A 10,873-nucleotide genomic window follows, 5' to 3' on the forward strand; every position below is an offset into this window, starting at 1 on the left:
ACAAGCACAAAAGCAAGAGCAAGGGTGCCGAGTAGCCGACCTGAGTGGTAGAAGCAAAAGCAGGGCAAAAGCACAGCAAAAGCACGGCAGCACACTCTCCGTCTGATGTACCGAGATCCAACTGTGGGAGCGGGCTTGCTCGCGAATGCGGTGGGTCAGTCAGCTCATGTCTAACTGACCCACCGCCTTCGCGAGCAAGCCCGCTCCCACAATTTTGACCGAGTCTAGCTGCTAGCACCGCAGTGCTCTGCTTTTCTGTGGGAGCTGGCTTGCCTGCGATGCAAGCACCTCGGTTTAGCCGCGATGGGCCAAGGATGGCCCATGGCGGCGGCCCACGGTCCAAAGCCTGCGTGAGGGCACACCGAAGCGTGAGCGAGGTGCCGAGCGGTGGGTCAGACCGCAAAGCTGTAACTGACAGACCGCTATCACAGGCAACCCAGCTCCCACATTGAATCGCCATTGTTGGTGATACCGAGTCACTCAGCAAAACTGCGATCAAAGAAATACAATTCCCCAGGCTTCAGGTTCTCCACCGTCGCCTGGGGCCGGCCGCCTTCGCCGTTCTTCTTGCGCCCCGTTTCACGCAAATACCCCGCCTCAGTCAGCTTCAGCAAACGCTGACGAATACTGGTCTTCAACACCGGCCGCGCCAGCACCCGCGAAAAGATCGTGGTCGCTTGCGGCGCGCTGAATTCGTCGCCCAAAAACATCAGCGGCAAGTTGCTGTACAGCGATTTGGAAAACAGTCGTTCCTGCACCGCCGCCACGATCAGGTTGTGATCGAACGGCAATTTTATACTGCCATCGGCCACCGCATTCAGCGAAAACCAAGCCTGATGCTCACTCAAAACCACTTCTTCGGCCACGATCGCCAGGTAGTAGGTGGACGACGACCAGCAGCGTGGGTCGCGAAACGCATCACCCACCGTGCCGACTTGCTCACTCCAGGCCAGTTCAAAACCCACCTTGTCGCTGGCCCGCAAGCGTTCCACCGCATCCTTGAGGCTCAGATCTTGCACGCCGCCGTTCACCACCACGCCCGGTAACGCCCAATGCCCGGCGAAGGGCTCGGCTTCGCGCTTGTTCAGCAGCAGTTTCAATTCCCCCGAGGCGCGGCAGTAGAACAACACGCACAGGTCGACGGTGTGGAGGTAGGCGCTAAGTGGCATGTGAAATCCTTCTGAACAGCGGTGGGGCACAGTCTAACGGATCGAACAGCTATGTCATGTACTTGCTCTAGCATAGATAAGTGAATGTTTCTTGCAATGAAAGTACATGACGTGTACTTTTGCTTTCAGGCCACCGGAGAACCACCATGACCCTCTCGAAAACCGCCATCGCTTCGTTCGACGTCGACGCCCAGAAGAGCTTTACGCCACTGTGCCCCAACGAATTGCCAGTGGCGGGCGGTGACCAGATCGGTTCCGAACTCAACTACATGGCCAGCGTGGCCGGCCACCGTGTCGGCAGCAAAGACGCGCACACCCCCCACGCTCCATGGGTGGTTACGCAGCACAGCGAGATGCTGCAACCCACCGGCCTTGCCCACGCCGATGTCACGTGGGTCAGCCACTGTGTGCCGGGCACCGAGGGGTTTACGTTGCTGGACGAACTGCCGACCCCGTATGACTACGACTACTTCATCTGGAAAGGCGTCGAACCCGACCTGCACCCCTACGGTGCTTGTTACCACGACCTGCACGACAAGTTGTCCACCGGCGTCATCGAGTACCTGAAAGCCCAGGGTGTGCGCCGTGTGATCGTCGGTGGCCTGGCTCTGGACTACTGCGTCAAGACCACCGCGTTGCAATTGCTCAACGCCGGCCTGGAAGTGGTGCTGCACCTGCCGGCCTGCCGAAGTATCAGCGAGGAGGGCGGTGTACAGGCGGTGAATGAGTTGCTCAACGCCGGTGCCTGCATCAGCAGCACCCGCGAAGAACTGGCCGCGATGGCCACGCGTTAAGGAGAAACACCATGGAAAGTGCCTACGACTACGAATCCCCAGTGATCCAGGGCTTGCTCGACACCGACTACTACACCTTCACCATGATGCAGGCGGTGCTGCACCAGCACCCGAATGTCGACGTGGAGTACAACTTCATCGTCCGCGCCAAGGAAAAACTCGGCCACTTGATCCCGCAGCTGCGCGACGAGCTGGAAAAACTCGCCAGCCTGCAGATGCGTGAAGGCGAATTGCGCTTTCTGTTCAACCCACGCTTTCGCGAGTACCTGACCCCGGATTACGAGCGCTTCCTTGGCCTGTTCCGTTTCAACTTGCGTTATATCCACGTCAGCGAAGTCGACGGCCAACTGAACATCCGCGTGGTCGGCCCGATGCTGCACTGCATCATGTTCGAGCAGCCGGTGCTGGCCTTGGTCAGCGAACTGCGCAACCGCGACAAGTACCCCGACGTGACCTTGGAAGACGTCACCCGCAAGCTCTACCAGAAGTTCGACTGGCTGGAGAAAAACCTCAGCCGCGACGAACTGGCCGACCTGCGTGTTTCTGACTTCTCGACACGCCGGCGCCTGTCGTTCAAGGCTCAGCGTGAAGTTATCGATATCATGCGCCGCGACTTCCCCGGCCAGTTCATCGGCACCAGCAACGCACATTTGGCCTATGAGTTCGACCTGCCGCTGATCGGCACCATGGCCCACCAATGGCTGATGGTGCACCAGCAAGTGGGGCGCCTGCGCGAGAGCCAGAATGCTGCGTTGGAAAACTGGGTGCGTGAATACCGTGGCCGCCTCGGCATCGCCCTGACCGATTGCATCAGTACCGACTTTTTCCTCAAAGACTTCGACCTGTACTTCGCCAAGCTCTACGACGGTCTGCGCCAGGACTCCGGTGACCCTATCGCCTGGGCCGACAAAGTCCTGGCCCGCTACACAGAATTGGGCATCGACCCGATGACCAAGGACCTGATGTTCTCCGACGGCCTGAACTTCGAAAAATGCCTGCCGATCCTGCGGCACGTGCGCGGCAAGGCCAAGTTTGGTTTCGGCATGGGCACCAGCCTGGCGTGTGATGTGGACGGCGTAGAACCGCTGAGCATCGTCATGAAGCTGGTGCGGGTGCACGGCGAGCCGGTGGTGAAGTTTTCCGATGATCCGATCAAGAACGTCTGCGAAGACGCTTCGTTTTTGCAGTATGCGGCGAAGGTGTTTTCTGTGGGCGGGGGCCCGCTCCCACAGCTCAATGCAGCCAACAAAGAGGTGTGACATGCAAACTCAAGAACGTATCGCGCAGGAACTGAATATCGACCGCGAGCTGGTCAAGGGCGGCGAGCCCCAGGAGATTCAGCGGCGCATCGACTTCATCAAAACCACCTTGCGCGGCTCCGGCTGCCAGGCCTTGGTGCTGGGCATCAGTGGCGGTGTCGATTCCCTGACGGCTGGCCGTCTGTGTCAGTTGGCCGTGGAGCAGTTGCGTGCCGAAGATTACGCCGCGCGTTTTATCGCCATGCGCCTGCCTTATAAAACCCAGGCTGATGAAAGCGACGCCCAGGCGTCCCTGAATTTCATCACGCCGGACCACATCGATACGCTGAACATCGCCGCCAGCGTCGACGGCCTGATAGTCAGCCTCACGGCCACTGAAGCCAGCGCTGTACAGGTCGATTTCGTCAAGGGCAACGTCAAGGCGCGCACGCGGATGATCGCGCAGTACGCCGTGGCCAACCTGCATAACGGCCTGGTGGTCGGCACCGACCATGGCGCCGAAGCGTTGATGGGTTTTTTCACCAAGTTCGGCGACGGTGCCTGCGACTTGGCACCGCTGTCGGGCCTGACCAAAACCCAGGTACGCTGGCTGGCCAGCGCGCTTGGCGCACCCTCGAATCTGGTGCACAAGCACCCCACCGCCGACCTCGAAGAACTGGCGCCGGGCAAGCTGGACGAACATGCCTACGGCTGCTCTTATGACGAGATTGACGCGTACCTGATGGGCGAGCCGGTGAGTGAGCGGGTGCGGGCGATTGTGGAGGGGGCCTACAGCAAGACAGCGCACAAACGCGCGTTGCCGATGGCGCCTACATATTGAGATTTTCGCGAATGTTCCAGCCGAACCGGACAGGCCCGCCCTCCTTGTCGCCATCGGCTTTCTGCGGCTGGTAGTTGACGTCAACCTTGGCAAAGTTAAGGCTGATTTCCTCCGTCAATACGTCAGTGGTTGTTGCTGCGCGCGTCTCATAGGAGGCAACGATGACTTCTTTTAAGGTAATCACCAGATACTCCACATTGCTGTCGCCTCCAGCCTTGCGTACCACGATCTGTGCTTGCGAATAGTGCTTGCCGGTTGCGCAGGCCATCATCAAGTTGGGTGTGGATTTATCCAAAGACTTTTCGACAACGCTATTGGTCATATTGACTTTTCCTATTCCTACGATTGTCCACAAGGCTCCAAGCTGACAACAGGAAGCGGCTGTCTAGAAAAAGGAAACTTTCCGATATTCTTGCCGGACACGCTCTGCGCTCTTGTGAAATCAGGAGTAAAGGAATGGCTTCCAGTGTATTCAAGGACGGTTTCCCCAGCGCCCATCGCACCACCCGTGAGCGAGTAGAAAGCAGCATTGACTTACGTCGACTGTTTGCCGCCATTGATGCCGCCCCGGCGATTGCCGGGGCTGGAGTGGTGTATCTCGACTCGCAGTTGTGGCCGGTGACGTTGCGCGAGTTTCAGCCGATTTGCAGCGTGTTGCCCAAGCGCGTGATTTTGCGGGAAATGCCAGCGTCGATGGCGCGGTTGGATTTTGTCCGGCGGTGGGAGCATGAGCCACGAGAGTCGCAACTGGTGTTCGAGGCGGTTGGGGATTGGCATCCCCATGATGTTTGACAGTTATTTTTATGCACTTCCAATTGGCGAGAGCCTCAGATACTCCTTCTTTTCAACTGTGGGTTCCGCTTTGATAATTGCGCACTGTAACCTCATGCTCGTCCGCGGTTATCCCGCCTGGATATGGATTCCAGTGGTCATTATGTTCTTGTGCTTACTAGGCGTTTTACCCACCATCGAATATCGCCCTCACAAAGTATTCTATGTATTAGGCATTCTGTTCCCGCTGCTGGCCCTGCTCCTGCTCAACAGCAAACGCCACCGTGAAGCTCGCAACGAATGGGTAAACTGCGGCAAAAACGCCAGCGCATCAGCAGAATAATCCGCACCCAGCGCCGAAGAACTCGGCGCCAGGCGGGGCTATGAAGCGCTACCGCTCAATCGAGCGACTCCACCGCGCGTTCCACTCCGGCCGCGCCTGATTCACCTGATCCCAATCAATCGAAATCGCCGTCTGCAAGTAACCTTGCATCGCCTCCACCCGCGCGCGGGTTTTGTCGGTGGTGGGCGTGGTCGGGTTCGACGGGATCTGGTCGCCTTCTTCCAGTGCCGGCGCCTGGGTTTGCGCGGTCAGCAAGAAGGCTGCGAGTTTCTGCGCCAACTCCGGCTGGTCATTACGCGCGATCACGCATTCGGCCACGTTCAGTACCACCGCGCCTTCCTTGGGTTGTGCATATTCCATCGGGATACCCAGCAGTTTTTGCGTGGTGACCTGGGTCGGGGTGAGGGGGAAGATCGCGGCTTCGTCGGTCTGCACCATCTCGGAGATCTTCGCCGAGCTGGCGATGTATTCCAGTACGTTGGGGCCGATGGTTTTTGGCCAGGCCTTGAAGCCCGGCTCCACGTCTGTTTCAGAGCCGCCCTGGATTCGGTTGAACATCAAAAAGCCGTGCAGGCCGAAGGTGGAGGAGGCCAGGGACTGGAACACCACCTTGTCTTTGAATCGAGGATCGGCCAGGTCCATCCACGAGGTAGGCGCGGCCCAGCCTTTTTCCTTGAACATCTTGGCGTTGTAACCCAGGCCGGTGACGCCCAGGGTCACGGCCACGGCTTGATCCTTGATCTTGGCCTTGGCCGGGATCTGCTCCAAGGGCGCGCTCGGCGCGAGTTTGTCGCACAGGCCCATGGAGATGGCGCGGTACATGATGCCGTCGTCCAGAAACATCACGTGCATCTGTGGGTTGTCTTTGTTGGCCTGGACCTTGGCGAGGATATCCGACGAGGTGCCGGGCACGATCACCACCTTGACGTTATTGGCCTTCTCGAACGCGGGCAGCACCTTGTCGGCGTACACCCGTTCCATGGTGCCACCGTTCATGCCCAGGTAGAGCGTGGGGGCGGCATGGGCGGTGGAGGCGAGCAAGGCGAGGGTCAAGCAGGACAGCGCGATACGTGGGTTCATGGATGTTTTTCCTCTCAGGCTTGGAAACGACGAATGGAAAACGCTTCGATGGGGTGGCGGCTGGCCCCGCTGCAGACGATCTCTGCCAGGGCTTCGCCGACTGCGGGGCCGAGCTGGAACCCGGCGCCGGCAAAGCCGAAACCGTGGAGCAGGCCAGGTTGGGTGCTGCTGGGGCCGATCACCGGTTCGTGATCGGGTAAGTAACCTTCGGTGCCGCTCCAGGTACGTATTGCCTGGGCACCTTTAAGAAACGGGTACAGCTCGCCGGCGTTGCGCAAAATCTCCAACACCGCCGCTTGCCCCGGACGCGCCGTCAGCGGGCTCAGCGCAAAGCCACGGCCGCCGCCGAGGATGCAATTGCCGCGGGCGATCTGGCGTGCGTAAATCCCGCCGCCTTCGACGCCGGTACTCACGTTCATCACCACCGGCAGCGGCTCGGTCACCAGCATCGCCGGGTGCGCCGAGGTCATCGGCACGGCTTCGCCAAACTGCGCGGCGACGGTCCCGGCCCAGGCACCGGCGCAGTTGAGCAGCCACGGTGCTTGCAGGTGCAGGCCGTTGGCGCAGTGCACCTGGAACTGCTGGCCGTCGTGCTCGAGTTGAATCACTTCGGCCTGCTCGTAAACCGAGGCGCCGAGGCGCTGCGCTGCACGGGCGAAGGCGGGCGAGACCAGGCGCGGGTTGGCGTGGCCGTCTTCAGGGCACAACGACGCGCCGACCGCGATATCGCCCACCCAAGGGAACCTTGCACGTAATTGGGCGTAGTCCAACAGCTGCAAGCCCAGGCCAAAGCCACGGGTTTGCTCGGCGTACGCCTGCAGCGCGGCAAAATCCGCATGACTGCGCGCCAGCTTCAAATGCCCGGAGCGCACGTACTCGCCGTCGATGCCGATCAACCCCGGTAAGTCGGCCCACAGCTGATGGGAGCGCTGCGACAATGGCAACTGGTGCAACGGCCGCCCTTGGCGGCGCACGCCGCCGTAGTTCACACCACTGGAATGCGAGCCGCAAAAGTCCCGCTCCACTAACGCCACGCGCTGACCTTTTTGCGCCAGCATCAAGGCTGCCGAAGCGCCGACGATGCCGGCGCCCAGTACGATCACGTCGATCATGCCTGCACCTCTACACCAAACGGCAGCGGCTTGATCGGTGCCTGGCCACGCAGGCGGCCGACGTGTTCAATCCCGCGCCCACTGCGTTCGGCCACGATTTCCGCTGCCGCCAGCGCGCACATACGGCCTTGGCAGCGGCCCATGCCGACGCGGCAGTGGGCTTTGACCCGATTAATTTCCCAGTGGCCTTCATCCACCACTGCGCGCACCTCGCCGACGCTGACTTCTTCGCAGCGGCACAGCATCAGCTCGTTTGGCGCCTGCGCGGCCCACCGTTCAGGAAAGGGGAAGGCGGTTTCCAGGCCATGGCGAAAGCGCTGAATGCCTGCCAGTTTTTGCTCCAGCACCGCCGCGTGGCGAGGGTCGATAGCTATGCCGCAGTCCTCCAGCACCGCCAATGCCGCGCGCTCACCGGCCATCTGCGCGGCATCCGCGCCCATGATCCCGGCACCGTCGCCGGCTAAATAAACGCCATGGACGCTGCTGCGCCCGGCGCTGTCGCGTTCCGGCAACCAGGCGCGGTTCAAGCTGTTCCAGGCAAATTCGCAGCCGAGTAAGTCCGCCAGTTGCGTCTCGCTGCGCAAGGCATGGGCGAAGGCCACGGCATCGCATTCCAACGTGTGCTCGCCCCAACGAATGCCTTTGACCCGTTGTTCGCCGTCGATCTGCGTGAGTGTTACGCCCTGATGTACAGGAATGCCGTGGGCAGTCAGCCAGGCGCGGTAATACAAGCCCTTGGCCAAGGTCGCAGGTTGCCCGAGCAATGCAGGCAAGGCGCGGCATTGGGCGCTGAACGGGGCGCTGTCGAGCACCGCGACCACCTTGGCTCCAGCCTTGGCGTATTGGTAAGCCACCAAGTACAGCAACGGCCCGCTGCCGCAAAACGCCACGCGCTCACCGATGGCGCAGCCTTGATACTTCAAGGCGATTTGCGCCGCGCCCAAGCTATAGACGCCGGGCAAGGTCCAGCCCGGCACCGGCAAGATACGGTCGGTGGCGCCGGTGGCGACGATGATCTGCGCGTACTCAAGGTTCTCGGCGCGGCCGTTATTCAACAGGTCCAGGCGACCGTCCTCGGCGTTCCACACCAGGGTTTCGGGGCGGTAATCTATCAAACGCGCCAGTTCATCCATTGTGCGGTGCGCGGCCTCGGCCTTGCTGGCTTCAAAGCCATACAGGTGTTTGGCCGAGCGCTGAAAGTTGGCCGGTTGGCGCCGATAAATCTGCCCGCCGCCGCGTAGGCTTTCATCCACCAGACAAGCCTTGATGCCATGCTCGAGCAGGGTGCGCGCCGCGCTGATCCCCGCCGGGCCTGCGCCCACAATCACGATTGGCTTCATGCGTGGCGCCCCGGGTCGCGGCTGACTACCAGGCCTTCTTCCAATAACGTCGAGCAGGCCCGCACGCGGCGCCCATCTTCAAGCTTTACCCAGCAATCCTGGCAGGCGCCCATCAGGCAGAAGCCGGCGCGGCGTTCGGCGCTGAAATCGCTGCCGCGCAGGTGCTCGGCGCAGGTCAGTACGGCGGTTAGCAGGGTGTCGCCGAGCAAACCGGTGGCCGGTTGGCCGTCGAGGGTAAAGGCCAGGGCAGGGCGCTGGGTTTCGGCCAGTCGTTTGAATAACGCCATCAATGTTTCCCCACCAGCACGCGGTCCAGGCCGTAGACCCGGTCGAGCAGAATCATGGTGGCTGCGGTCAACGCAATCACCAGCGCCGACACGGCTGCCATCATTGGGTCGATAGACTCGGTGGCGTACACGTACATACGCACCGGCAGGGTTTGCGTGGCTGGCGAGCTGACGAAGATCGACAGGGTCACTTCATCGAAACTGTTGATGAACGCCAGCAACCAGCCGCCAGCCACGCCGGGTAAAATCATCGGCAAGGTGATCTGGCGAAACAGCGTAAAGCGGCTCGCACCCAGCGACTCCGCCGCCTGTTCAGCACTGCGGTCAATGCCAATCGCCGCCGCCAACACCAAGCGCAGCACATATGGGGTGATGATCACCACGTGGGCGAGCATCAGCCAGGTGAAGCTGCCATTCACGCCCATCAGCGCAAACAAACGCAGCATCGCCACGCCCAGCACCAAGTGCGGGATGATGATCGGCGACAGGAACAACGCACTGAAAAAGTTACGCCCCGGGAATTGATAACGGCTGATCGCCAAGGCCGCCGGCACTGCGATCAGTGTCGCCAACGTGGCGGCGGTAAACGCCAGGATCAGGCTGTTATAGAACGCCTGGATAAAGTCGGCACGCTCGAATACTGCGCGAAACCAGCGCAGGGAGAAGCCCGAGGTGGGCAGGCTCAAGGTGTTTTCCGGGGTGAAGGCCACCAGGCACACCACCACCAGCGGCGCCATCATGAACAGCACCACCAAACCATGAAAGCCGAGGGCCAAAGGACCGTTTCTGGACATGCGCTTAAACCCCCAGGGACTTTTTGTAGCGGCTTTCGACCAGGCGGTTCCAGCTCAGCATGATCAGCAGGTTGACCAACAGCAGCACCACCGCGATGGTCGCGCCCATGGGCCAGTTGAGTTCCGAGAGGTACTGGTCGTACACCACCGTGGCGACCATTTTCAGGCGGCGCCCGCCGAGCAGGCCGGGGATCGCAAACGAGCTGGCGGCCAGGCCGAACACAATCAAGGTGCCGGATAACACGCCAGGCATGACTTGCGGCAACACGATCTTGCGCATCACCGTGGCCTGGCTCGCGCCCAGCGACAGTGCCGCCTGTTCTGCCGACGGGTCGAGCTTTTGCAGCGAGGTCCACACCGGAATAATCATGAACGGCAGCATCACGTGCACCAGCGCGATGATCACCGCAAACGGCGTGTACAACAGTTTTACCGGACGCCCGCCGAGGGCCTGGATCACTTGGTTCACCAGCCCGTCGGCGCCGAGCAGCAGGCTCCAGCCAAAGGCGCGCACCACCACCGAAATCAACAGCGGCGTGAGGATCAGAATCAGGAAGATCGAACGCCACGGCGTGCCCATGCGGCTGAGGATGTAGGCCTCGGGCACGCCGATCACCACGCACAGCAAGGTCACCAGCGCGCTGATCCAGAAGGTGCGCCAGAAGATCTCGTAGAAGTAAGAATCACTGAACAGCGACAGGTAATGCGCCAAGGTCCATTCATCCGCCTTCACGCCCACTTGGTAGTCGAACACGTTGAACGACAGCACCAGGGTCATTACCAGCGGCAGAATCAACAGCCCGGTAAACAGCGCCAGGGCCGGCAATGACAATAGATAACCCCGACTCATGCGTGCACCTCATCCACCGCCAACACGCGCAGCAAGCCGGCGTGCCAGTCCAGGCCCACGGCTGCGCCGCAACCGAGCGGCGCGCTGCCGTCGTTGCTGCGCACCACGGTGATTTCGCCGAGGGTGGTGTGGATGCGGTACAGCCATTGGCTGCCGAAGAAGTAGCTGTCGAGCACTTTGCCTTGCACGCGCCCGCTGCCGGCGTCCACCAAGGTGACTTTTTCCGGGCGCAGGCTCAGGGTCAGTTCGCCGTC

12 protein-coding genes and 2 pseudogenes are annotated in these 10,873 nt (G+C 60.9%); 5 read left to right on the forward strand and 9 right to left on the reverse strand.

Annotation, left to right across the window (positions count from 1 at the left end; genetic code table 11):
* Positions 1-476: 476 nt before the first annotated feature.
* The gene (locus tag E0F99_RS25995; RefSeq protein ID WP_083358738.1) at positions 477-1,169 is read right to left on the reverse strand and encodes an NUDIX hydrolase; all 693 of its coding nucleotides are present in this window, start codon (positions 1,167-1,169) and stop codon (positions 477-479) included.
* Between the two features lie 146 nt (positions 1,170-1,315).
* Between E0F99_RS25995 and E0F99_RS26000 the strand changes: the two genes are divergently transcribed.
* The 3 genes from E0F99_RS26000 to nadE are packed head-to-tail and all read left to right on the forward strand — an operon-like array spanning position 1,316 to position 4,042.
* On the forward strand, positions 1,316-1,963 hold the full coding sequence (locus E0F99_RS26000) for a nicotinamidase (RefSeq protein ID WP_083358737.1): 648 nt from the start codon (positions 1,316-1,318) through the stop codon (positions 1,961-1,963).
* An 11-nt stretch (positions 1,964-1,974) separates the two neighbouring features.
* Entirely contained in the window at positions 1,975-3,222 is a 1,248-nt protein-coding gene (gene pncB / locus E0F99_RS26005; protein WP_083358736.1) for a nicotinate phosphoribosyltransferase, read from the forward strand.
* A 1-nt stretch (position 3,223) separates the two neighbouring features.
* The gene (gene nadE, locus E0F99_RS26010) at positions 3,224-4,042 is read left to right on the forward strand and encodes an ammonia-dependent NAD(+) synthetase (protein WP_083358735.1); all 819 of its coding nucleotides are present in this window, start codon (positions 3,224-3,226) and stop codon (positions 4,040-4,042) included.
* Here nadE and E0F99_RS26015 read toward each other — a convergent pair.
* Positions 4,032-4,382 (reverse strand): annotated as a pseudogene (locus tag E0F99_RS26015) (Hcp family type VI secretion system effector); the annotation flags it as partial. The gene nadE and the pseudogene E0F99_RS26015 sit on opposite strands and share 11 nt — an antisense overlap.
* A 116-nt stretch (positions 4,383-4,498) precedes the next feature.
* Here E0F99_RS26015 and E0F99_RS26020 point away from each other — a divergent pair.
* Together E0F99_RS26020 and E0F99_RS26025 are read left to right on the forward strand one after the other, a co-directional pair.
* A pseudogene (locus tag E0F99_RS26020) lies at positions 4,499-4,807 on the forward strand (NAD synthetase); the annotation flags it as partial.
* Positions 4,808-4,823: 16 nt separating this feature from the next.
* Positions 4,824-5,156 (forward strand): hypothetical protein, encoded by a 333-nt coding sequence (locus E0F99_RS26025; RefSeq protein WP_130909005.1) that lies wholly within the window; start codon positions 4,824-4,826, stop codon positions 5,154-5,156.
* A 48-nt stretch (positions 5,157-5,204) separates the two neighbouring features.
* On the opposite strand, the gene E0F99_RS26030 is transcribed toward E0F99_RS26025, so the two are convergent.
* The 7 genes from E0F99_RS26030 to E0F99_RS26060 form a co-directional block, all read right to left on the reverse strand.
* Complete coding sequence (locus tag E0F99_RS26030; RefSeq protein ID WP_083358732.1) at positions 5,205-6,236, reverse strand: ABC transporter substrate-binding protein; 1,032 nt, start codon at positions 6,234-6,236, stop codon at positions 5,205-5,207.
* A gap of 14 nt (positions 6,237-6,250) precedes the next feature.
* Positions 6,251-7,348, reverse strand: coding sequence for an NAD(P)/FAD-dependent oxidoreductase (locus tag E0F99_RS26035; RefSeq protein ID WP_083358731.1), 1,098 nt, complete (start codon positions 7,346-7,348; stop codon positions 6,251-6,253).
* Complete coding sequence (locus E0F99_RS26040; RefSeq protein ID WP_083358730.1) at positions 7,345-8,688, reverse strand: FAD/NAD(P)-dependent oxidoreductase; 1,344 nt, start codon at positions 8,686-8,688, stop codon at positions 7,345-7,347. The genes E0F99_RS26035 and E0F99_RS26040 overlap by 4 nt, the downstream gene beginning before the upstream one ends.
* The gene (locus tag E0F99_RS26045; RefSeq protein WP_083358729.1) at positions 8,685-8,975 is read right to left on the reverse strand and encodes a (2Fe-2S)-binding protein; all 291 of its coding nucleotides are present in this window, start codon (positions 8,973-8,975) and stop codon (positions 8,685-8,687) included. The genes E0F99_RS26040 and E0F99_RS26045 overlap by 4 nt, the downstream gene beginning before the upstream one ends.
* Complete coding sequence (locus E0F99_RS26050; RefSeq protein WP_053256614.1) at positions 8,975-9,769, reverse strand: ABC transporter permease; 795 nt, start codon at positions 9,767-9,769, stop codon at positions 8,975-8,977. Before E0F99_RS26050 ends, E0F99_RS26045 begins: the two co-directional genes overlap by 1 nt.
* Before the next feature lie 4 nt (positions 9,770-9,773).
* On the reverse strand, positions 9,774-10,619 hold the full coding sequence (locus E0F99_RS26055; protein ID WP_083358728.1) for an ABC transporter permease: 846 nt from the start codon (positions 10,617-10,619) through the stop codon (positions 9,774-9,776).
* Positions 10,616-10,873, reverse strand: a 258-nt coding sequence (locus tag E0F99_RS26060; RefSeq protein WP_130909006.1) for a TOBE domain-containing protein, incomplete at its 5' end; no start/stop codon positions are given. The genes E0F99_RS26055 and E0F99_RS26060, both read right to left, overlap by 4 nt.

The sequence above is a fragment of the Pseudomonas antarctica genome (assembly GCF_900624995.1).
Classification (GTDB): domain Bacteria; phylum Pseudomonadota; class Gammaproteobacteria; order Pseudomonadales; family Pseudomonadaceae; genus Aquipseudomonas; species Aquipseudomonas antarctica.

Excerpts from the sequence above, each read along its gene's own strand:
- E0F99_RS25995 (WP_083358738.1), bottom strand. The coding sequence starts at position 1,169 with ATGCCACTTAGCGCCTACCTCCACACCGTCGACCTGTGCGTGTTGTTC.
- E0F99_RS26000 (WP_083358737.1), top strand. The coding sequence starts at position 1,316 with ATGACCCTCTCGAAAACCGCCATCGCTTCGTTCGACGTCGACGCCCAG.
- pncB (WP_083358736.1), top strand. The coding sequence starts at position 1,975 with ATGGAAAGTGCCTACGACTACGAATCCCCAGTGATCCAGGGCTTGCTC.
- nadE (WP_083358735.1), top strand. The coding sequence starts at position 3,224 with ATGCAAACTCAAGAACGTATCGCGCAGGAACTGAATATCGACCGCGAG.
- E0F99_RS26025 (WP_130909005.1), top strand. The coding sequence starts at position 4,824 with ATGATGTTTGACAGTTATTTTTATGCACTTCCAATTGGCGAGAGCCTC.
- E0F99_RS26030 (WP_083358732.1), bottom strand. The coding sequence starts at position 6,236 with ATGAACCCACGTATCGCGCTGTCCTGCTTGACCCTCGCCTTGCTCGCC.
- E0F99_RS26035 (WP_083358731.1), bottom strand. The coding sequence starts at position 7,348 with ATGATCGACGTGATCGTACTGGGCGCCGGCATCGTCGGCGCTTCGGCA.
- E0F99_RS26040 (WP_083358730.1), bottom strand. The coding sequence starts at position 8,688 with ATGAAGCCAATCGTGATTGTGGGCGCAGGCCCGGCGGGGATCAGCGCG.
- E0F99_RS26045 (WP_083358729.1), bottom strand. The coding sequence starts at position 8,975 with ATGGCGTTATTCAAACGACTGGCCGAAACCCAGCGCCCTGCCCTGGCC.
- E0F99_RS26050 (WP_053256614.1), bottom strand. The coding sequence starts at position 9,769 with ATGTCCAGAAACGGTCCTTTGGCCCTCGGCTTTCATGGTTTGGTGGTG.
- E0F99_RS26055 (WP_083358728.1), bottom strand. The coding sequence starts at position 10,619 with ATGAGTCGGGGTTATCTATTGTCATTGCCGGCCCTGGCGCTGTTTACC.